Source organism: Marinomonas transparens (assembly GCF_016463975.1).
Taxonomy (GTDB): Bacteria; Pseudomonadota; Gammaproteobacteria; order Pseudomonadales; family Marinomonadaceae; genus Marinomonas; species Marinomonas transparens.
In genome coordinates, this window is the sequence record NZ_JAEMNX010000011.1 from 68422 (window position 1) to 90039 (window position 21618).

Consider the following 21618-nt stretch of genomic DNA (forward strand, 5'->3'; position numbering starts at 1 on the left):
AGAATGCCTTGCTAGTTACTGCTAATATCACCATGCAATTTGGTGCCAAACCCTTGTTCGAGAATGTGTCTGTAAAGTTTGCTGAAGGTAAACGATATGGTCTGATTGGTGCAAATGGATGTGGTAAGTCCACATTTATGAAAATTCTAGGCGGTGATCTAGAGCCAAGTTCTGGTAATGTTTCTAAAGATCCAAATGAGCGTCTTGGTAAATTGAAACAGGATCAATTTGCCTATGAGGAATATTCGGTAATCGATACTGTCATCATGGGGCACACCGAATTGTGGGCGATCAAGTCTGAAAAAGATGCGATTTACGCTAACCCTAATATGACCGAAGAAGACGGCTTACGTGCTGGCGACCTTGAAGCTGAATTCGCAGAAATGGATGGCTACACTTCCGATGCTCGTGCTGGAGAGCTGTTGCTAGGGGTTGGCATTCCAACGGAACAGCATTATGGCTTGATGAGCGAAGTGGCTCCGGGCCTTAAGTTGCGAGTATTGCTAGCGCAGGCTTTGTTTTCCGATCCCGAAATTTTACTGCTTGACGAGCCAACCAACAACTTGGATATCAATACGATTCGTTGGTTGGAAGGGGTCTTGGTTGAACGTAATTGCACCATGATTATTATTTCCCATGACCGTCACTTTTTGAATTCTGTTTGTACCAATATGGCGGATTTGGATTATGGTGAGTTGCGTCTATTCTCAGGAAATTACGATGAATACATGACCGCAGCGACTCAGGCTCGTGACCGTTTATTATCGGATAATGCGAAGAAAAAGGCGCAAATTAACGAGTTGAAATCGTTTGTTAGTCGTTTCTCTGCTAACGCCTCAAAATCTAAGCAAGCCACTTCTCGCGCTAAGCAGATAGATAAGATTCAGCTTGAGGAAGTCAAACCTTCTAGCCGCCAAAGTCCTTTTATTCGTTTTGAGCAAGAGAAGAAGCTACATCGCCAAGCCGTTCAGGTTGAAAACTTGGCTAAATCTTATGATGAGCAATTGTTCAGTGGTTTGAACATGATGGTTGAAGTCGGTGAGCGTATAGCGGTTATCGGACCAAACGGTATTGGTAAAACTACCCTGCTTAAATGTTTGGTTGGCGATACGGAGCTAACTAAAGGCGAAGTGAAATGGTCTGAGAACGCGAATATTGGCTACTACGCTCAAGATCACGCCCATGAATTTGAGAAAGATGTTGGCCTGATTGAGTGGATGGCACAATGGGGTCAAGAAGCTGATGATGAGCAGGTTATTCGCGGTACACTAGGTCGCTTGTTATTCTCACAAAATGACATTAAAAAATCGGTTAAAGTATTGTCTGGTGGTGAGCAAGGGCGCATGTTGTTTGGCAAGCTCATGTTGCAAAAACCTAATGTTTTGATTATGGATGAGCCAACCAACCATATGGATATGGAATCGATCGAAGCCTTGAACCTAGCCTTAGATCATTACCCTGGCACCTTGATTTTTGTCAGTCATGACCGTGAATTTGTCTCCTCATTGGCAACTCGTATTGTCGAAGTGACAAGTAAAGGTATCGTTGACTTCCATGGTACTTATGACGAATATTTAGCTAAATTAGAGAGTTAATTTTCACTTTCTAAAATACGCCCAGTAAAAAAAAGGGAAGGCCATTAATTTAGCCTTCCCTTTTTTGTTCTAATTGCTGTGTATGACCGTTAACTAAGCACTAACGCCTATCCATATATTTATCAGCTTCTTGGTACTCTAAAATTTCTACTGTATCGTCGACATTAACCTTCCCACTATTGAGTGTGACTAGGTTAAGGCCAAAATGAATGCCTTTATCGAGCAAACGAAACTTGGCTAATGTTTTGAGTGGCTCACCTTTATTACTGCGCTCAGCAGTATCTGGATTAAGGGTGGTAAAGATGCAGCGCTCGCAAGGGCCGACATTTTCAAACTCTACTTCGCCAATTTTGATTCGCTTCCAGCTGTCCTCTTCAAATGCCTGATTGCCTTTGATGACTAGGTTGGGGCGGAACTGTGCCATTTGGATTTGTTCAGGACAGCTGAGGTTAAGAGCGACAAGGGATGCTTCCGTCGTTAATAGAAATGGATGGGTATCTGAAAAAGCAATTGGAACATTAGGTCTACGGCTTCGGAATTGCTTTGATTTTTCACCTAAAAAAACCATCATTACTTCTTCTTCAGCAACCTGACTAAACCATTCATTTGCTTCTTTTGACACAAGTTGTCCATGCATAGAACTACCTAAAATATCTATGTCTTTGTGTTCGTTGGAAAAAGCATCAGAAGTGAGTATTAGTGTACTTGCTATATTAGGGTGTGAAAATAGCCATGTATTGGCGTCAATCAATTCTGCTTTCACTAATGTAAGTGTAGGGTGCTTTCGTCCAGTAATGCATTCACCGTTGGGTTTAACAAGTACATATCTTCTGTCTCCCCAGAGGCCAATTTCTTCAACTTGGCTAGTTTGTAGGGCAATACCTTGAATGGATTTAACGGGGTAGATAGTGATGGCGCTCAGGAAGTTGCTCACAAAGACTCCTTTTCGATTAAGTCTTATTATTGCTTAGTGATGTTTTATTTCCAATAAAAAAGTCCCATAACGTGATGCTATGGGACTTTCGTGTTATCACTTATGACTATTTACAAGTAGTAGGAAGCTAAAGGGGGGAAGCCGTTAAATTCAATGGCACTATAGGTTGTGGTATAGGCGCCAGTCGACAGCCAGTACATACGGTCGCCAATCGCTAAATTTAGCGGCAAGCCATATTTATAATTTTCATACATTATGTCGGCACTGTCACAAGTTGGTCCGGCGATAATAACTTCTTCTAATTCGCCGACTTTATCGACATGAATAGGGTATTTAATAGACTCATCCAGCGTTTCTATTAAGCCAGAGAATTTGCCTACATCGGTAAATATCCAGCGGTTTAACGCTGTGGTTGATTTACGAGAAATTAATACCACTTCACTGACAAGAATGCCTGCATTGGATATCAAAGAGCGTCCAGGTTCTAAGATAATACGAGGCAGTTCTGTGCCAAAATCTTCTTCAAGGAAGCGAGATATTTCTTCAGCGTAGGTCGCGAGATCATTAGTGCGAGCAATATAGTTCGCAGGGAAACCGCCACCCATATTGATCATTTGTAATTCAATATCATCTTCTTCTTTCAGGCGCTCGAAAATTACTTTAACACTGGCAATCGCGGCATCCCATGCGCCTATGTCTCGTTGCTGAGAGCCAACATGGAAGGAAACGCCGTAAGGAATCAAACCAAGTTGTTTTGCTAAAATAAGCAGGTCCATTGCCATGTCTGGGCGACAACCAAATTTGCGCGACAAAGGCCAGTCTGCGGTAACTGTACCTTCAGTTAGGATGCGTACATAAATACGTGAGCCTGGGGCTGCTTTTGCAATGTTGCGCAAATCTGCTTCTGAGTCAGTTGCAAACATACGTACGCCTTTTTCATAAAAATAGCGTACATCTTTGGCTTTTTTAATGGTATTTCCGTAGCTTATTCGGTCAGCGGATACATCGCCAATGGCCAGCAATTTATCTAACTCATAACGAGAAGCGACATCAAAACTTGCCCCACGATCCCTAAGCAGAGTGAGTATTTCTGGGGCGGGGTTCGCTTTGATAGCATAAAAAATATCGGCAATAGGAAAGCCAGAGGTAAGCTCGGTATAAGCTTCATCAATCATCTGAGTATCGATAACAACAAAAGGGGTTTCTTTGGTATCTGCAAAGGCTTTAAAGCGTGCAAAGCGTTCTGGAGAGTAAAAAGAATGAAGGTCAGTAGACATGGCGCATTATTCCTATATAACTTACATAAGCCGATTTAAGTAAAAGCGCCTTTACCTTTCTCCATCCTACTTATTTAGCTGTTACGAATTTGGTCAACAATGACCTTACGCGACGAGCGTAGCAGTTGAAGCGGTGCGGATTATGTTCAGCAATGACGCGGGAGAAACTTAAGGCCGTAAGGCTTTAACGTCAAGTTTTTTTTGTCCTGTTAAGAAAAAACAGAGGCCATTCTAGGTCTCTGTTTTTTGCTGTGTTCTGTAAGAAGCGCTCAATGGCTAATGCGGTTTTGTAACTGATAAATGGCACTGCCTAAGATAAGTGCTGTAATGAAGTAAAAACCTTCAGACGGGTTATTGGTTAAGGCGGTTAATCCAGGCCCCGGGCAATAGCCACTTAGCCCCCAGCCGATACCGAACAGCCCTGAGCCAATGATGAGCTTTTTATCGATATGTCGTAGGCTTGGTATCTGCCAGTCATCCGCTAACAAAGGCTTGATGCGTTTATTTTTGATGGTGTAGCCAATCATACCAACAGCAATAGCGCTCGCCATTACAATCATTAAAGAAGGGTTCCAGTCACCAAAAATGTCTAAGAAACCAAGCACCACAGCTGGGTTGGTCATTTCAGAGAAGGCTAAGCCTAATCCAAATACTAAGCCGGAAATAAGTGCCACTAAAGCATACATATTGGAATCCTTATTATTTTGTCAGGGCGACGGTAATAATCGCAGTGAGCATAAATGTAAGTGTCGCCACAATAGAGCGTGGCGAAAGCCGCGATATACCGCAAACACCGTGTCCGCTTGTACAGCCACCACCAAGTCTAGTGCCATAGCCAACTAACAGACCTGATATTATTAGGAGTAATGGGCTGCGATCATCGGGGAAGGCAACTGTTTGGTTGGTTAGCGTTCCGTAAGCGCCGCCACCAATAATTAACCCAATCAGAAATAATAGTGGTATCCAGCGCTTTCGAGTAAAAAGTAATTGAGTAAGGATGCCGCTAATTCCCAGTATTTTTCCCTTTATTAAAAGGTAAGCAGTTGCAGTAAGCCCAATCAAAAGGCCACCTACCAATGGGTTGAGTATTGAATCCATTTTGTTTCCTATGCGTTTTATATTTGAAGGGTATGATCTTTTGGGTAGTTTAATACATGTATATAAGTAAATACTAATATTATGGCGGTGATTTTTGTAGAAAAAGGTAACTCTCTAATAGAAGCTTATTATTTTCATTGTCTTTTCCCATTAGGAGACTGACAATTACCATGATATCAGGATACTCTTGGTATATATTGAGGAGATCAGATGGGACATCTTTGGCTAGGCGCTACGCCTGCTACAGCGCAATTTATTTTTCTCTTACCTAACAAGCCAGTGTTACCTGATGACTATGTCGGAGAGTATTTACACTTTCCTGATATGGCTCTTTTAACCGAATTAAACGGTAATCATTGGCGTAAAATATTTACCATTATGGCGAAGCTTGTCGTTCCAATGGAGAGTCATTGGCGAGACTATCGTGATAAAGAATTATTTAAACAGACGGCGATTGTTTTTTCTGTTGATCAGCTAAAAGAAGCCAGAGGAAAGACATTTATTGTCGGCAATGGCTTTCGAGAGGTGCTACCTATAGAAGGAACATTTGAAGTACTGGGAAGTAAGCAGCTCGCTTATGTGGCGACGGATAGAATTTGGTGTCCTTATTTAGATTATCGACAGTTCCCTAATATCTTAATTGCTGCACTCCGTGAGTGCATATAAAACAGCTTTGGAGATTTCATGTTACAGGCATTAAAAAAACTTTTTATTCTTCCAGTAGAGCAGGGTGAGCAAATATCCTATCAAAGAGCTGTCGCAGCCCTAATGATGGAGGTTATGCTTGCTGACCATCAAGTCGATGTGAACGAAGTAGCGCAAGTAAAAAGCTTTCTTAATGAAGTAACAGATCTTGGTGACGATATTGATGCTTTATATGAAGAGGCATTTTCTAGTGTTGATGAGGCAAATGACCTTTATCAGTTTACTAAAGTGATTAATGAAGCCGCTTCGCTTGAACAAAAGATGGAGTTGTTAAAAGGCTTGTGGCGCGTTGCTTTAGCGGATGGCAATATTGATGCCTATGAGGATCACCGAATTAGAAGAATTAGTGAATTGCTATTTATGCCTCATTCAGAGTTTATTCAGGCCAAGTTAGCAGTCCAGGGTGAAATGAAAAGCACATAAGAAAAAACGCGGCATGAGCCGCGTTTTTTTGACTGGTCTAAGTATGAAAACTTAAGCTGCGAAGTTTGCTGCCGCAAATTCCCAGTTAGCGAGTGCCCAGAAGCCTTTTAGGTAATCAGGACGAACATTGCGATAATCAATGTAATAAGCGTGTTCCCATAGATCAACAGTGATGATCGCTGTTTGACCATTAGTCATGGGCGTGCCAGCGTTACTTGTGTTGACTATGTCTAAAGAACCATCCGCATTTTTGACTAGCCAAGTCCAGCTCGCGCCGAAGTTGTTAACGGCTTTGTCATTGAATGCTGCTTGGAAGTCTGCAAAAGAACCCCATTTTGCGTTGATCGCATCCGCTAGAGCACCCGTTGGCTCTGCACCGCCATTTGGGCTTAAGCTATTCCAAAAGAAAGTGTGATTCCAGATTTGAGCCGCGTTGTTAAACACTGGGCCAGCAGGAGCTGAAGAAATGATATCTTCAAGAGATTTGCCTTCGTATTCAGATCCTGGAACCAGACCGTTTAGCTTCACAACGTAAGTGTTGTGATGTTTGCCGTGATGGTACTCAAGGGTCTCAACAGACATGTGAGGCTCAAGTGCATCTTTAGCGTAAGGAAGAGCGGGTAATTCAAAAGCCATTTCAATTCTCCTTGCTTTTTAATTAACGAAAAATGCTTGTTATCAAGCAGTTAATGGTGATTATATAGTAGCACCGAACTTATTAAGATAATATTATTTAAGTATGGCTAGACGCCAAGTTCCATAATTTTTGTTTATAGCGAAGATGTAAAAATCCATGCAAAGAGACGACGATGTTGAGATTCCAAGCCTGACGTTAGATCAAGATGAAGTCAGTGAAAGACGCCCTAGTATAAAAACCGAAAAAACTCGGACCGCCCCTTCTCCGACAAGACCTGCCCATGCTCCGACGGTCGTACATAAAAAGACTAGCTTAACTGGGGTTTATTTATTATTGATGCTCATACTATCGGCTTCTATGGGAGTCGGTTATTGGTTGTGGCTACAAAATATGCAGTTGCGCAATGAACTGTATGGCGCAAAGAGTGAAATCAAAAATTTGGATCATCAATTACTTGCTGCAGACGTGTCCGCTGATAAACAAGGGGAAACCTTAGAAGAGATTCTTAAGAAGCATGAAAGTGAGATTCGTAAGCTCTGGGGAGTCTCCTATGATACGAATCGTAAGGCGATTGCTGCTAATAAATCCGTGGCCAGCGAGTTGGATAAGAAGCTATTAAGTCTTAAAGATTCCGTTTCTACTCAATCTAAGCTGATTGCCATTCAAAGTGATGCGTTTAATGATGTTGAGGCAGGCTATAACAAGCTGATTCCATCGGTTGCTTCCTTAGAAGAAAAAGTAGAACCGCTACCTGACAGACTTTCTCAATTAACGATAGCTCAGGAGATACAAGCCAAGCAGCTTGCATCAACGGATCAAAAGGTCAGCAACCAAGCAGCTCAATATCAAGCACAGAAAACGAGCTTAGATCAACTCTCGAAAGACCTTGCTAATCTTCAAAACGCAGTGGCCGCTGCTGCGGAGAATACAAAAGTTGATACTGTGAATGATACGGCATTAGCGGATGTGCAAAGTACTCTAAGTAAGCATCAGGATGCGATTAACTCCAGCGATGCATTTAGAACTCAGGTTAATGCTGAGATCATTCGTTTACGTAAGCAAATTAATCAGCTTATGCTGGAGCAACAGCTCAATGCTCAGCCGTAAAAATTAGCATTATATAAAAAGGCCGATTGTTCGGCCTTTTTAATGCCTGAAATACGCCTCAGAGACGTTTACTATATGTTTATAGAGGCTTTATCTATAAAGCTTTTTTAATATACATATGCAACTAAAGTCTAGATGGTTTGGTTTTTATAACTTAAAGGCATGTTATAATTTTTGAAAATGCTGAAGCCTTACAACAGAGATGGAAAATTATGACAGAGGCAAGACTGACACACTTAAAACAGCTAGAAGCCGAAAGTATTCATATTATTCGTGAAGTAGCTGCTGAATTCGATAACCCTGTAATGCTTTATTCAATTGGTAAAGATTCTGCTGTTATGCTGCATCTTACTATGAAAGCATTTTATCCAGGCAAACCGCCATTTCCTTTGATGCATGTTGATACTGGCTGGAAATTCAAAGAAATGATTCGTTTTCGTGATGAGCTGGTTGCCAAGCTTGGTTTAGAGCTTATTGTTCATCAAAATCAAGAAGGAATTGATCAAGGCATTGGTCCTTTTACCCATGGCAGCTCAAAACATACTGATGTGATGAAAACGCAAGGGTTAAAACAAGCGCTCGATAAATATGGCTTTGATGCCGCTTTTGGTGGTGCCCGTCGTGACGAAGAAAAATCTCGTGCTAAAGAACGCGTGTATTCTTTTCGTGACAAGCAACATCGTTGGGACCCCAAAAACCAACGTCCAGAATTGTGGAATACCTACAACGGCAAAGTAAATAAGGGCGAAAGCATTCGTGTTTTTCCATTATCTAACTGGACTGAGCTAGATATCTGGCAATACATCTACTTAGAGAGTATTCCAATTGTTCCTCTTTACTTCTCTGCGAAACGACCAGTTGTTGAACGTGATGGAACCTTAATCATGGTTGATGATGATCGTATGCCATTAAACGGTGAAGTACCTGAAATGAAATCCGTTCGTTTTCGTACTTTGGGTTGTTATCCACTGACGGGGGCGGTTGAATCTGATGCTGCGACCTTGCCTGAAATTATTCAGGAAATGTTGCTAACCACCAGTTCAGAGCGCCAAGGGCGAATGATTGACCATGATTCCTCAGGATCCATGGAAGAGAAGAAGAAACAGGGCTATTTCTAAGTTTGGAGTAAAGAATGTCTCACCAGTCAGAATTGATCAGCCAAGACATACTTGGTTATTTGAAACAACATGAAGAAAAAGATCTGCTTCGCCTTCTTACCTGTGGCAACGTGGATGATGGTAAAAGTACCTTAATTGGTCGCTTGCTGCATGATTCTAAACTGATCTATGAAGATCACTTGGATGCTGTTAAGCGTGATAGTAAAAAATCCGGCACACAAGGTGAAGAAATTGACCTCGCGTTACTAGTGGATGGGCTTCAGGCTGAGCGGGAGCAGGGCATTACCATTGATGTGGCTTACCGTTATTTCTCCACGGAAAAGCGTAAATTCATCATTGCTGATACACCTGGACACGAGCAATACACCCGTAACATGGCGACAGGTGCATCCACTTGTGACCTTGCTATTATCTTAATTGATGCCCGCTACGGTGTTCAGACTCAAACTCGTCGCCATTCGTATATTGCTGCATTATTGGGTATTAAGCACGTCGTTGTGGCTATCAATAAAATGGATTTGGTTGATTTTTCTGAACAGAAATACAATGAAATTCAAGCAGACTACCTTGCCTTTACCAAGCAACTGGCTGAACGCGAGCCCGAAGATATTCAATTTGTTCCTATGTCGGCACTACGTGGTGATAATGTTGTAAATGTTTCTGAAAGTACGCCTTGGTATAAGGGCTTGCCCTTGATGGCTATTTTAGAGACAGTGCAAATTAACCGCGATGTAAAAAGGGATGCTTTCCGTTTTCCTGTGCAGTATGTAAATCGTCCAAATTTGGACTTCCGTGGTTTCTCTGGAACTATTGCCGCAGGCGTTGTTATGCCGGGCGATGAGATTGTCGCTTTGCCTTCAGGTAAGAAATCTAAAGTGGCTGAAATAGTGACTTATGATGGCAATCTTGCATCTGCAAAGGCGGGGCAAGCGGTGACTATTACCTTAGAGGATGAGATTGATATCAGTCGTGGTGATATGTTGTCACACCCAGATCAAGAGCCTCTTATTGCTGCAACGCTTCGTGCTTCTATTGTTTGGATGGCCGATCACCCATTGGTGCCAGGTAAGTTGTACGACTTTAAGTTGGGCACACAAACCGTACCCGGCAAAGTGCACCACTTTAATCACCGTATTGATGTTAATACGCTTGAACATAGCGTTATAGATGCTCTTGAATTAAATGGTATTGGTGATTGTATTATTGAATTTGATGCACCAGTGGTATTTGATGAATATCAAAATAGTCGTTTAACGGGTGCTTTGATTATTATAGATCGTTTAACCAACGTCACTGTTGGTGCTGGTATGGTTGAGGAAGCCGTTGCGGATCTTGATCAAGATTCTGTGGTTAGTGCTGAAGACCGTGCGGCTCGTCTTGGTCAGAAACCTGCGGTGATTGCTTTACCTACAGGGATACTTGAGCAAGGTGATGCTCTAGAGCGCCAATTATTGCGTCAAGGTGTTGTTGTCTTGGTGAAAGCGAATGCAACAGCAGCGGAAGCGGCATTGATTAGATCAACTGGTGTGGCGCTATTAATTGCTGATGCAGCCATTGCAGACTCTGAAATTACTGAGGCATCAATAGACGATGTGATTGAACAAATTGTTGAAAGTCTTCGTCTTTAAAAGACGTGAATGAGCAAAACGAAAAAAGCCAGCTACTTAGCTGGCTTTTTTTATATATAAATTAATAAATTTTTAGAGAGCTTGCTCGGCGTCGTCACGTTTAGCTATCTTGTGCTGATCTTCGTTGACGCCCAGTTTCCAGTAGCTAGAAATATAGAGGTTATCTCTTGAGACATCTTTCTCTTTCTTAAAGAAATCACGCAGTGCTTTCATGCTATTAAATTCGCAGGCAGCCCAGACAGAAGCCACGCCATCCAACCAATCAAGAGATTTTACTTCCTCTAGTATGGCGTTTGCGTCTGTTCCAGGGTGTGGATTAATGACCCATTTTATTTCTATATTAGCTGGGTGTTTTAATGGCTGAATATCTTCTTTTGAGACGACCTCTATAACGGCATAGCCTTTAGCATTATCAGGAAGTTCTTCTAGATTGACGCTAATGGCAGGTAGGGCCGTCATATCGCCAACCAATAGTTGCCAATCAGACGAAGCGTCGGTGTTTTTTTTGGGGCCTGGACCTCCGATAATAATAGTATCATTTGCCTGCGCTTGTTGGGCCCAAGTAGAAGCTGGGCCGCCGTCTTCATGGAGCATAAAATCAATATCGATTTCTTCAGTGCTTTGATTGCGAATAGTATAAGTCCGCATTAATGGTTTACCCCCACCATTTGGGAAGATGAGCTTAACGTAGCCGCCTTCCTGACCTTCAGCAATTGTTTTTACGTTTTCACCGCCTAATGTTACGCGAAGCATGTTAGGTGTTACTTGTGCTTTGCGAATCACGGTAAATTCTCTCGGTTGTGGTCTGCTCATTTTTGATTCCTTAATCTTGGGTTGTTGGTTTATTTAAGTTTTTCAGCATTGTTTCTGCAGTGCTAATAAAATTTTCTATTTGTTCCGTTGTTAATGTTTCTGACATTTTTTTGCGGGTGATTTTGTCTACTTGTTGAACCCTATCCATTATTTCAATGCCAGCCTCAGTTAGGTTTAATAGTTGGCTTCGGTGGTTGTTTGGAGATTGTTTTTTTTCAATGTAATGATCATTTAATAAGTCCTTGATAATGCGTGCTACTTGGGATTTATCTAGCCCCAATCGTTTTGATATATCGGTCGCACTACAATCCTCAATATGTTGAATGCATTTCAGTGCGCGGATATGGGCGAACGGCACGATAATGCCTGACTCAATCGCAGTCTGTTTCATTTTGCCTTTATAGCTATGTATGAGTTTATGTAGGGCTTCGCCAAGCTTATCTGTCACAATTATCACCTTCATATGAGAATGGTTATCAATCTATAGTTTTTGGTTGACTAAGTCAACCGAGAATCAAGTAAATCATTTAAAGGCTCATTCATTTCTTATTTCATGCTTAAAGTGTTCTTTTGACTTTGCTTTGTCAGTCGAATCACTACAATGCAAGCTACTATGGAAATAATGAGTGGCTGAAGTCTAGATTTATGAATAAGAGAAGGGTAAAGGAAGCAATAACAAATGCTTTGTTAAAGCGTTTTGAAACAGCAAAATTGGCCGCGCAACAGGCTCATGGTGCAGCGACGAACGAGGAAAGTGTCGCTGAGAATAAATACGACACGTTTGGCTTAGAAGCTTCTTATTTGGCCCATGGACAATCCCAGCGTGTACTTGAATGTGAAGCGGATTGGCTTATTTATGACAGGAAAGAATGCATAGGACTTGAAAGTGATGCTGCAATTGGAATATGGACTTTGGTTGAGCTTCAACTGCTAAATCTCACTACACCTAGCAGCAAATACTTTTTTGTATCGCCTTGTGCTGGAGGTTTGACGGTTAAGGTGGGGGAGCAAAGCATTTATTTGGTGACCACATCGAGCCCAGTTGGAAAAAAATTAATTGGCAAAAACATAGGGGATGAAATTACTTTGCTTCAAGGAGGCGTGCAAATTGACTATGAGGTAGTCGCTGTAAGCTAAAGCTATTTCAGATAAACAATTTTCTCTCTGGCTCTAGAGAGTCTATCTGTGTTCGCATATAATGCTTTGCCTTAAAATATTCTGTTTTTTTGTTTGCTACGTTGAAATGGTTGAAAACAAGAAGGCGATTAAAGAACACATCACTCTCTTACTGAGACAGTAATAGGAAAGAAATTATGCGCAGCCATTATTGCGGCGAGTTAAATGCTTCTAACATTTCACAAGAAATCACTTTATGCGGTTGGGTTCATCGCCGTCGCGACCATGGTGGCGTTATCTTTCTAGATATTCGTGATCGTGAAGGTATTACTCAGGTTGTTTTCGACCCAGATCGTGCTGAAAGCTTTGCTTTGGCAGATAGCGTTCGTAATGAGTTTGTTGTTAAGTTAAATGGTTTGGTTCGAGCTCGCCCTGAGGGCACAGTTAACCCAAATATGAATACAGGTGAAATCGAAGTTTTAGGGACTGATCTTGAAATTTTGAATGCTGCCCAAACACCACCATTCCAGCTTGATGAGCACCAATCCGTTGGTGAAGATATTCGTTTAAAGAACCGCTTCATCGACTTGCGTCGTCCAGAAGTGCAAGCGAAGATGCGGTTCCGTTCTAAAGTAACGTCTGTATTACGTCGTTACCTAGATGATAATGGCTTTCTTGATATTGAAACACCCATTCTGACTCGCGCAACACCGGAAGGTGCGCGTGATTACTTGGTACCAAGTCGTACCCAGCAAGGTAGCTTCTTTGCGCTTCCTCAGTCTCCACAGCTGTTTAAGCAGCTTTTGATGGTGTCTGGATTTGATCGTTATTACCAAATCGCGAAATGTTTCCGTGATGAAGATTTACGTGCTGATCGCCAACCTGAATTTACTCAAGTAGATATTGAAACTTCCTTCATGGGTGAAGAACAAATCATGGCGATGACAGAAGACATGATTGTTGGCTTATTTAAAGAGCTCATGGATGTGGATCTGGGGACTTTCCCACGTATGCCTTATGCTGAAGCCATGGAAACCTATGGTAGTGACAAACCAGATCTGCGTATTCCATTAACGATTGTGACGGTTTCTGACTTAATGGCTGAGGTCGATTTTAAAGTCTTCTCTGGTCCTGCAAAAGACCCTAAAGGTCGTGTTGCCGCATTAAAAGTACCGGGTGGTGCTTCGCTGACTCGTAAACTCATTGATGAATACACTAAGTTTGTTGGTATTTACGGTGCAAAAGGCTTGGCTTATATCAAGGTCAATGATAAATCCAACCTTGAAGAAGGTTTGCAGTCCCCAATTGTTAAGTTCTTGCCTGTTGAAGTGCGTGCGGCCTTGCTTGAGCGTCTTGACGCGCAAGATGGTGACTTAATCTTTTTTGGTGCTGACTCAGAAAAAGTTGTTAACGAAGCGCTAGGTGCATTGCGTTGCAAGCTAGGTGAAGACATGGATCTTTACACTTGCAAATGGGCGCCACTTTGGGTGGTTGACTTCCCAATGTTTGAACAGACAAGTGATGGCGGTATTACTGCTATCCATCACCCATTTACTGCGCCTTCTTGTTCTCCAGAAGAGCTTAAAGCCAATCCATTAACGGCTTTGTCACAAGCTTATGACATGGTCTTGAATGGCACTGAACTGGGTGGTGGGTCTATTCGTATTCACCAGTCTTCGATGCAAGAAACCGTATTTGAATTGCTAAACATCAGCGAAGAAGAGCAAGAAGAGAAATTTGGCTTCTTATTGGATGCATTGAAATTTGGTGCGCCGCCACATGGTGGTCTGGCATTCGGTTTAGACCGTCTAGTTATGTTAATGACTGATTCTAGCTCTATCCGTGATGTTATCGCTTTCCCTAAAACGCAGAGTGCTACTTGTTTGTTAACTCAGGCACCAGGTGAAGTAAGTGAAAAGCAATTAAAAGAACTAAGCATTAGAGTAAGAAAACCTGTTGTAGAAGGTTAATGTCACTCTTTTGATAAAACCCCTAATGACTTAGGTTTTTAGGGGTTTTTTATTGTCTTAGATCTTGAGACCGATTGATTAGTCAACAAAAAATAAAGATTACGGCTAAGAGATTGAAAAATATCCGTAAACTTTTCTCTATTGGGTATTTTTTTGTTGTTTTGGATTGCATACTCATTGAATGACTGTTGAAATATACAGTAATGATGGAATGGCATAGGCTAACAGTGAAGAGCACAAGAATATTAGCCATAGACCCTGGCTCAAGAATTACCGGCTTTGGCATCATCGATGTCACAAATGGAAAGTCTATTTATGTGAATAGTGGTTGCATCCGCTTACCGGATGAGGCTTTATCTGTGCGCCTCAAGGATATTTTTAATAGTGTTACGGCTTTACTTGAAGAGTACAAACCTAACGAATTTGCCATTGAAGAGGTATTTTTAGCAAAAAATGCCAACTCGGCTCTTAAGCTAGGTCAAGCTCGTGGCTCTGCTATTGTCGCTGCCGCGCTACAAGATTTGTTTGTCCATGAGTATGCCGCTCGGCGAGTCAAACAGTCTGTTGTGGGCAATGGTAATGCGGATAAAAGCCAAGTACAGGCAATGATACAGTTATTGTTAAAGTTACCTTCGCCGCCACAAGCTGATGCGGCAGATGCCTTAGCTATTGCCCTATGTCATGCTAATACTCGAACTTCTAATGGTTTAGAATATGGGGTTGGTAAAAGAGCAGGGCGCACTGCTAAACGCTGGACTGAATTAGATGTAAGGAAAACTTTGTGATCGGACGAATTGTCGGCACTTTAATAGAAAAAACGCCGCCTGAATTGCTGATTGATGTGGGTGGTATTGGTTACGAGCTTAGTGCTTCTATGACCACCATATATGACTTACCGCCTGTGGGCGGCTTGGTAACGCTTTATACTCATTTCCAAGTGAAAGAAGACTCCCAGACGCTGTATGGCTTTTTTGATAAGAGTGAGCGAGCTTTATTCCGTATCTTAATTAAAGTGAATGGCATCGGCCCCAAAATGGCTCTTGCTGTTTTGTCTAGCATGTCATCAGAGGAGCTTATTGCCAATGTGCAGGACTCTGATGTTACTGCATTAACTCGTATACCAGGTGTCGGTAAGAAAACGGCTGAACGTCTGATCATTGAATTGCGAGATAAACTCGGACAGGCGGCTAAAAACGATTTATTTTCTACTCCCGCCGTGCTTCGTCAAGTGCAAGCTGACCCAAGGCAAGAAGCGGAGGCTGCGCTTATTTCTTTAGGTTATAAGCCTCAAGAAGCTGCCAAAGCGGTTGCTAGTGTGCCTGTTGATGCAGCGAATAGTGAAGAGGTGATTAAAGCCGCACTGAAAGGAATGCTTAGGTAGCCTGTTATGATTGAGCAAGATCGTATTATCAGCGCAGAACTAAAGGGTAATGATCGTCAAGTTGACCGTGCTATTCGCCCTCAGGCATTAGCAGAATACATTGGTCAGCCAATAGTAAGAGAGCAAATGGATATTTTTATCCAAGCCGCTTTACAGCGCAGTGAACCTCTTGATCATACGCTTATTTTCGGTCCTCCAGGGTTAGGGAAAACCACCCTTGCTAATATCATAGCTAACGAGATGGAAACAGAGATCAAAACCACCTCTGGACCGGTGCTTGAAAGAGCAGGGGATCTTGCCGCTTTACTTACCAATCTTAGCGAAGGTGATGTGCTCTTTATTGATGAGATTCATCGTTTGAGCCCAGCTATTGAAGAAATTCTTTATCCTGCAATGGAAGACTATCAATTAGACATTATGATTGGTGAGGGACCAGCTGCACGATCAATTAAAATTGAACTCCCGCCCTTTACGCTTGTCGGAGCAACCACTCGTGCAGGCATGCTAACGTCACCGTTACGAGATCGTTTTGGCATAGTGCAACGATTGGAATTTTATGATGTGCAGTCATTAACGACGATCGTGGCTCGATCTGCTGGAAAAATGGGCATGCAACTGGACGAATCTGGTAGCTTTGAAGTGGCGAGAAGGTCTCGTGGAACACCGCGAATAGCGAATCGGCTATTGCGTCGAGTCAGAGACGTTGCGCAAGTTAATGGTGACAATTTAGTCGGGCAAAAAGTTGCTCAACGCGCGCTAGATATGTTAAGTGTAGACAGTCAGGGATTTGATCATCTAGACAGACGTATGTTATTGACTATGATAGAAAAGTTCGACGGAAGACCCGTAGGACTTGAGAGTGTTTCTGCGGCCCTTGGTGAAGACAAAGATACCATTGAAGATGTAATAGAGCCGTTTCTGATTCAGCAAGGCTTTATTATTAGAACACCGCGCGGTCGACAGGTTACAAAACGCGCTTATGAACATTTTAATTACCAATTACCGTCAGATTTTAAATAGAGGTTACTAATGTCAATTTGGGGACTGATCGCCAGTGCTAGTCTTGTGGTTCAACTGGTTATGTTGATCTTGCTAGCGGCTTCCATTTTTTCGTGGATTGTTATTTTCCAACGGGTGCGCATTCTTAAGCAAGCCAAAAAAATACGTGCTGAGTTTGAAGACCAATTTTGGTCTGGTATCGATTTAAGTAAATTGTATCGTCACCTAACGCAAGAGGGACGTACAGCACAAGGTATGGAGAACATTTTCACTTCAGGCATAAAAGAGTTTACTCGTTTGCGTCAAAGCCAAAATGTTGACCCAGATGCCATTATGGAAGGTGTGCAGCGTGCCATGCGTGTTGCGCTTTATCGTGAAGAAGAAAAGCTTGATCAGCACTTACCCTTCCTCGCTACAGTTGGCTCGACAAGTCCTTATATAGGCTTATTTGGTACTGTGTGGGGCATTATGCATTCATTTATTGGTTTGGCCGAAGTTCAGCAAGCAACCTTAGCCACGGTGGCCCCAGGTATAGCTGAAGCTCTTATTGCAACGGCAATCGGTTTGGCTGCTGCTATTCCAGCGGTTATTGCCTATAACCGTTTTTCTACCAGTGCAGAGTCTCTCGGCTCTAGCTATGAGAATTTTGCCGATGAGTTTTCTAGTGTGCTGCACCGTAAAGTGCATGTTCAAGGGGGAGGAGTAGCATAGTGGCTCGCTCCAGAAGAAGAAATAAACGTCGTCCAATGAGCGACATCAATGTTGTTCCATATATTGATGTTATGTTGGTATTGCTGGTCATTTTTATGATCACGGCGCCCTTGTTAACACAAGGTGTGGATGTGGAATTACCAAGTGCGAATGCGGCCCCCATTGAAGATACTGAAACCGATGTGATGATTGCTTCTATTGATTCTAAAGGCAGTTATTATTTGGATATTGGCGGTGAGCAAGTCGATATCAGTTTAGACTTATTACAGGATAGAGTTCGCAAGGTATTAGCTCAAAACCCTAAAATATCTGTTTTGGTAAGAGGGGATAAAAATGTACCTTATGGTGATGTCATTGGCCTTATGGTTGCTTTACAAGGTGCGGGAGTGCCAAATGTTGGCTTGGTGACTGAGCCGGGCGAGAATTAATGAAAGGTTTTCGTAAGGATGGCTATGGTCTTCCGGTGTTGCTTGCCATTGGTCTGCATGCCGCTATCATTGTTGCGGGTTTAATCTCGGTTGATTTTTCTTCTAAGGATGCCCCTATTCCCAAAAGGCCGCCTATTGTTAATGCAAGCATTGTAGACGTTTCGCAAACCATTATAGGCAAACGGGAAGCAGAGAAAAAAGCCGCACAGAAAAGAAAGGCGGCGTTAACTGAGAAAAAGAAAAAAGCCGAAGAGCAAAAAAGAAAGAAAAATGCGCAACGTAAAGCGCTAGAAGAAAAAAAGAAAAAGCTTGCGCAAGCGAAAGCCAAAGAAAAGGCAGAAAAGGAAAAGAAATTAAAGCAACAAGCCCGTGAGAAAAAACAACGGGAAGAAAAGGCAAAAGCCCTTAAGCTTAAAGAAGAAAAAGAAAAAAAACGCTTAGCTGAAATAAAATCTAAAGAGTTGGCTAAGAAAAAAGCGCAAGAGTTAGAAGAGCAGCGCAAAAAAGAAGCGGCTAAAGTGGAAGCTGCACGTATTGCTGAAGAAGAACGCAAGCGCCAAGAAGAGACGGCTCGTGAGGCAGAAAAACAACGTCTCGCGGAAGAGGCCGCAAGCAAGGCAGCCGCGGAAGAGCTAGCTAAGCAGCAGGCCTTTGAAGAAGCGCAAATGGTACAGTCTATTAGCGGCCTAATTAACAATAGGGTAACGGCGGCTTGGATACGACCTCCTAATGCACGCAACGGTATGATTACTCACCTGCGCATTTATTTTTTACCTAATGGTGAAGTAAGAGATGTTGAAGTAACCAAATCAAGTGGCGATGGTTTGTTTGATCAAAGGGCTGCTGATGCGGTTAAAAAAGTACGTCAAATTGAAGAGCTTGCTGATGTTGACTCCTATATATTTGAAAGAAACTTTCGCCAAGTTGATTTGATTTTTAATCCACAAGATTTGAGAAATTGATGATGTTGAAAAAGTGGTTGTATATAACCTTTATGAGTTTGCTGTTTACCGCTTCTGCTAAAGCGCAATTGGTGATTGAGATAACCAGTGGTGCGGATCAGTTGCTACCTATCGCTGTTGTGCCTTTTGGCTATGATGGTCTTGGTGCTTTACCTGAAGATGTTGCGCAAATTATTGAAGATGATTTGAAACGGAGTGGTTTGTTTCAGGCAATTCCTCGGGGCAATATGCTGAGTATGCCTTCGAAAGAAGCGGATGTGTTTTATCGTGACTGGCGTTTGTTAAAAAGCGACTATGTGGTTATTGGTACGGTTAAGAAGCTAACTAATGGCCAATATCGAATCGGTTTTGAGTTGCTTAATGTGTTGAGTCAAAAGCCTGTAGAAAAGCATGCGTCGATTGATGTCAGTCCGACAAACTTTAGAGATGCAGCCCATTACATTAGCGATAAGGTATACGAGCTACTAACAGGGTCCCGAGGAGCATTTAGTACGCGAATTTTATATGTGACTGCCGAAGGTGATAGAAGCGCACCAACCTTTAAATTACAAGTGGCCGATGCCGATGGGCATCGCCCTCAGGTCATTGTTGAGTCTAAAGAGCCAATTTTGTCACCTTCATGGAGTCAAGATGGTCGTAATATTGCTTATGTCATGTTTAGAAACCGTCGCCCTAATATTTTTATACAAGAATTGGCAACGGGAAAAAGACAAAAAATTGCTCAATTCAGAGGCTTAAATGGGGCACCAGCTTGGTCTCCTGATGGTAAGAAACTTGCTTTGGTTTTATCTAAAGATAATAATCCAGAGGTCTATACTCTTGATATTGCTACACAAAAATTAGAGCGTATGACAAATCATTATGCTATTGATACTGAACCAAGCTGGGAACCAGATGGTAAGGGAATTATTTTTACATCTGACCGAGGTGGAAGCCCACAAATATATCGGTTAGATGTGAGAAGTAAGCGTGTTGAAAGGGTTACTTTTGAAGGGGTCTCAAATACCAGAGCACGAATGACACCTGATGGTCGCTATATTGTTACCATTCAAAAGAACGACGGAAATTATCATGTTGCATTACAGGATATGAAAACAGGTCGTGTACAAACTTTAACAGAGACTTACTTAGATGAATCGCCAAGCATTGCGCCAAATGGTAGCATGGTGATATATGCCACAACCTATGAAGGGAAGGGTATCTTAGCCGTAGTATCCGTTGATGGACTTGTTAAATATAGGTTACCATCAGCAGACGGTGATGTACGAGAGCCATCTTGGTCCCCGTATTTCAAATAAAGACATTGAGGAGTGAATAATGAGTGTAAATAAACTAGGTAAGTTTGCTGTAATTGGGTTGTCTGCAGCGGTTATTGCAGGTTGTAGCACAACGGCAACGGATACAGATACTTCAACGACTGCTGAAGATGCAACGTCAACTGAGCAAGCAGATACTACAGCAAGCTCTGATGCATCATTCGGCGCAGGCGAAGAAAGTGCACCAACTAGTGTTATCGTTGAAGATACTGCATCGACTGAAGAAGTGGTTGATAAAATGGCTTCTTTAGCAGGTGTTGCAACTGTTTTCTACTTTGATTTTGATAAATCAATTGTTCGTCCTGAATCTCGTGAAGCGCTAGCTAAACACGCTCAGTATCTTGTCGCTAATCCAGAGGCTCGCGTTACCCTAGAAGGTCATGCTGATGAGCGTGGTACTCGTGAGTACAATATGGCTCTTGGTGAGCGTCGTGCTAAAGCGGTTAGTCGCTACTTAACTATACAAGGTGTTGCTGCTTCTCAAATCGAATCAGTTAGCTTTGGTGAAGAAGTTCCAGTGGCATTTTCTCATGACGATAATGCTTGGCAGTTAAACCGTCGAGTTGAAGTTCGTTACGAAAAATGATCTCTAGAAAAATAATGTTTCGCTCCTTTGCAGTGGTGCTGTGCTCAACAGCACCACTTGTAATGGCTGCTGATAGTCAACAGCCCACCACTGCACTTTCACCAAGTGCAGCTGCGGAGCTACTTTTTCAATTAGAAACGCTTCAACAAGAAGTGCAATACCTCAATGGGAAATTGGAAGAGCAGGAGCATGAACTAAAACAGATGAAAGCACGCCAAAGAGATAGATATATAGATCTTGATAAGCGTATTTCTTTGTTGATGTCATCTTCAGTGAAAAAAGAGCCTGTTGCCGTTACTGCAGTGCCTTCCGCCAAACCGACAGCGACACCAGCGCTTACTATTGTTAAGGTGAATAAGCAAGAACCACTCTTTTCATCTCCTCCAATAGCACCGATAAGCTTACAGCCTGTCTCGCCACAAGCACAAGATGCTTACAACAATGCCTATAACTTTATTCGTCAGAAACAATATGAGTCTGCTAATTCGGCTTTTACTCAGTTTGTAAAAGATTTTCCTGATAACTCATTAACAGGAAATGGTTATTATTGGTTAGGCGAACTTAAGTTGGTATTAGGTGAGCCTAATGAGGCTTTAACCTCTTTCTCAACCGTTATTAACAAGTTCCCAGGTCATAGCAAAGAGCCTGATGCACTTTATAAACTCGGTATTGTTAGTGACCAAGTCGGTGATTCAGCGAAAGCCAAGTCTTACTTACAAGACGTCATTAAGCGTTTCCCTGAAGGCAATACTGCTAAGTTGGCAACAAATTATTTATCTAATATAAAATAATTTGCATTCCTCTACGGGATCGG

Annotated in this window: 24 protein-coding genes; 17 read left to right on the forward strand and 7 right to left on the reverse strand. The window is 42.2% G+C overall.

What is annotated here, in order from left to right:
- Positions 1-8: 8 nt before the first annotated feature.
- A complete protein-coding gene (locus tag I8J31_RS10830; protein WP_199468579.1) occupies positions 9-1595 on the forward strand; it encodes an ABC-F family ATPase in 1587 nt (528 codons plus the stop codon).
- Between the two features lie 100 nt (positions 1596-1695).
- Here I8J31_RS10830 and I8J31_RS10835 read toward each other — a convergent pair whose 3' ends face one another.
- The 4 genes from I8J31_RS10835 to I8J31_RS10850 all read right to left on the reverse strand — a co-directional run bounded on the left by I8J31_RS10835 (position 1696) and on the right by I8J31_RS10850 (position 4982).
- Entirely contained in the window at positions 1696-2529 is an 834-nt protein-coding gene (locus I8J31_RS10835) for an MOSC domain-containing protein (protein WP_199468580.1), read from the reverse strand.
- Positions 2530-2639: 110 nt separating this feature from the next.
- Positions 2640-3806 (reverse strand): type III PLP-dependent enzyme, encoded by a 1167-nt coding sequence (locus I8J31_RS10840; protein WP_199468581.1) that lies wholly within the window; start codon positions 3804-3806, stop codon positions 2640-2642.
- Positions 3807-4075: 269 nt separating this feature from the next.
- Positions 4076-4492: a DUF6691 family protein gene (locus I8J31_RS10845; RefSeq protein WP_199468582.1), complete on the reverse strand. Its 417-nt coding sequence runs from the start codon at positions 4490-4492 to the stop codon at positions 4076-4078.
- Positions 4493-4505: 13 nt separating this feature from the next.
- Positions 4506-4982, reverse strand: a complete 477-nt coding sequence (locus tag I8J31_RS10850) for a YeeE/YedE family protein (RefSeq protein WP_438941493.1) — start codon at positions 4980-4982, stop codon at positions 4506-4508.
- 132 nt (positions 4983-5114) lie between these two features.
- On the opposite strand from I8J31_RS10850, the gene I8J31_RS10855 reads away from it, so the two are divergent.
- Together I8J31_RS10855 and I8J31_RS10860 are read left to right on the forward strand one after the other, a co-directional pair.
- Entirely contained in the window at positions 5115-5570 is a 456-nt protein-coding gene (locus I8J31_RS10855) for a DUF6942 family protein (protein ID WP_199468584.1), read from the forward strand.
- An 18-nt stretch (positions 5571-5588) separates the two neighbouring features.
- Positions 5589-6032, forward strand: coding sequence for a tellurite resistance TerB family protein (locus I8J31_RS10860; protein WP_199468585.1), 444 nt, complete (start codon positions 5589-5591; stop codon positions 6030-6032).
- A 51-nt stretch (positions 6033-6083) separates the two neighbouring features.
- Here the strand turns inward: I8J31_RS10860 and I8J31_RS10865 are convergent, their stop codons facing one another.
- Positions 6084-6668, reverse strand: a complete 585-nt coding sequence (locus I8J31_RS10865) for a Fe-Mn family superoxide dismutase (protein ID WP_199468586.1) — start codon at positions 6666-6668, stop codon at positions 6084-6086.
- A gap of 157 nt (positions 6669-6825) precedes the next feature.
- On the opposite strand from I8J31_RS10865, the gene I8J31_RS10870 reads away from it, so the two are divergent.
- From I8J31_RS10870 to cysN, 3 genes are all read left to right on the forward strand, one after another.
- On the forward strand, positions 6826-7776 hold the full coding sequence (locus I8J31_RS10870) for a hypothetical protein (protein WP_199468587.1): 951 nt from the start codon (positions 6826-6828) through the stop codon (positions 7774-7776).
- A gap of 212 nt (positions 7777-7988) precedes the next feature.
- A complete protein-coding gene (gene cysD / locus I8J31_RS10875) occupies positions 7989-8894 on the forward strand; it encodes a sulfate adenylyltransferase subunit CysD (protein ID WP_199468588.1) in 906 nt (301 codons plus the stop codon).
- A gap of 14 nt (positions 8895-8908) precedes the next feature.
- Complete coding sequence (gene cysN / locus I8J31_RS10880) at positions 8909-10522, forward strand: sulfate adenylyltransferase subunit CysN (protein ID WP_199468589.1); 1614 nt, start codon at positions 8909-8911, stop codon at positions 10520-10522.
- 72 nt (positions 10523-10594) lie between these two features.
- Here cysN and I8J31_RS10885 read toward each other — a convergent pair whose 3' ends face one another.
- Both I8J31_RS10885 and I8J31_RS10890 read right to left on the reverse strand, forming a co-directional pair.
- Complete coding sequence (locus I8J31_RS10885; protein WP_199468590.1) at positions 10595-11335, reverse strand: siderophore-interacting protein; 741 nt, start codon at positions 11333-11335, stop codon at positions 10595-10597.
- A 10-nt stretch (positions 11336-11345) separates the two neighbouring features.
- Positions 11346-11783 carry a MarR family winged helix-turn-helix transcriptional regulator gene (locus I8J31_RS10890; protein WP_199468591.1) on the reverse strand — a complete coding sequence of 146 codons (438 nt, stop codon included), beginning with the start codon at positions 11781-11783 and terminating at the stop codon, positions 11346-11348.
- A 197-nt stretch (positions 11784-11980) separates the two neighbouring features.
- Between I8J31_RS10890 and I8J31_RS10895 the strand changes: the two genes are divergently transcribed.
- The 11 genes from I8J31_RS10895 (at position 11981) to ybgF (ending at position 21595) form a co-directional block, all read left to right on the forward strand.
- Positions 11981-12472: a GreA/GreB family elongation factor gene (locus tag I8J31_RS10895; RefSeq protein WP_199468592.1), complete on the forward strand. Its 492-nt coding sequence runs from the start codon at positions 11981-11983 to the stop codon at positions 12470-12472.
- Between the two features lie 176 nt (positions 12473-12648).
- A complete protein-coding gene (gene aspS, locus I8J31_RS10900; protein WP_199468593.1) occupies positions 12649-14421 on the forward strand; it encodes an aspartate--tRNA ligase in 1773 nt (590 codons plus the stop codon).
- Between the two features lie 206 nt (positions 14422-14627).
- On the forward strand, positions 14628-15206 hold the full coding sequence (gene ruvC, locus I8J31_RS10905) for a crossover junction endodeoxyribonuclease RuvC (protein WP_199468674.1): 579 nt from the start codon (positions 14628-14630) through the stop codon (positions 15204-15206).
- Complete coding sequence (gene ruvA / locus I8J31_RS10910) at positions 15203-15802, forward strand: Holliday junction branch migration protein RuvA (RefSeq protein ID WP_199468594.1); 600 nt, start codon at positions 15203-15205, stop codon at positions 15800-15802. Before ruvC ends, ruvA begins: the two co-directional genes overlap by 4 nt.
- A 6-nt stretch (positions 15803-15808) precedes the next feature.
- Positions 15809-16822, forward strand: coding sequence for a Holliday junction branch migration DNA helicase RuvB (ruvB, locus tag I8J31_RS10915; RefSeq protein WP_199468595.1), 1014 nt, complete (start codon positions 15809-15811; stop codon positions 16820-16822).
- A gap of 9 nt (positions 16823-16831) precedes the next feature.
- On the forward strand, positions 16832-17512 hold the full coding sequence (tolQ, locus tag I8J31_RS10920) for a protein TolQ (protein ID WP_199468596.1): 681 nt from the start codon (positions 16832-16834) through the stop codon (positions 17510-17512).
- Positions 17512-17940, forward strand: coding sequence for a protein TolR (gene tolR / locus I8J31_RS10925; RefSeq protein ID WP_199468597.1), 429 nt, complete (start codon positions 17512-17514; stop codon positions 17938-17940). Before tolQ ends, tolR begins: the two co-directional genes overlap by 1 nt.
- Entirely contained in the window at positions 17940-18902 is a 963-nt protein-coding gene (tolA, locus tag I8J31_RS10930) for a cell envelope integrity protein TolA (RefSeq protein WP_199468598.1), read from the forward strand. The genes tolR and tolA overlap by 1 nt, the downstream gene beginning before the upstream one ends.
- A complete protein-coding gene (tolB, locus tag I8J31_RS10935) occupies positions 18902-20200 on the forward strand; it encodes a Tol-Pal system beta propeller repeat protein TolB (RefSeq protein WP_199468599.1) in 1299 nt (432 codons plus the stop codon). Before tolA ends, tolB begins: the two co-directional genes overlap by 1 nt.
- A gap of 19 nt (positions 20201-20219) precedes the next feature.
- On the forward strand, positions 20220-20804 hold the full coding sequence (pal, locus tag I8J31_RS10940) for a peptidoglycan-associated lipoprotein Pal (RefSeq protein WP_199468600.1): 585 nt from the start codon (positions 20220-20222) through the stop codon (positions 20802-20804).
- 14 nt (positions 20805-20818) lie between these two features.
- Complete coding sequence (gene ybgF / locus I8J31_RS10945) at positions 20819-21595, forward strand: tol-pal system protein YbgF (RefSeq protein WP_233402711.1); 777 nt, start codon at positions 20819-20821, stop codon at positions 21593-21595.
- Positions 21596-21618: the final 23 nt, after the last annotated feature.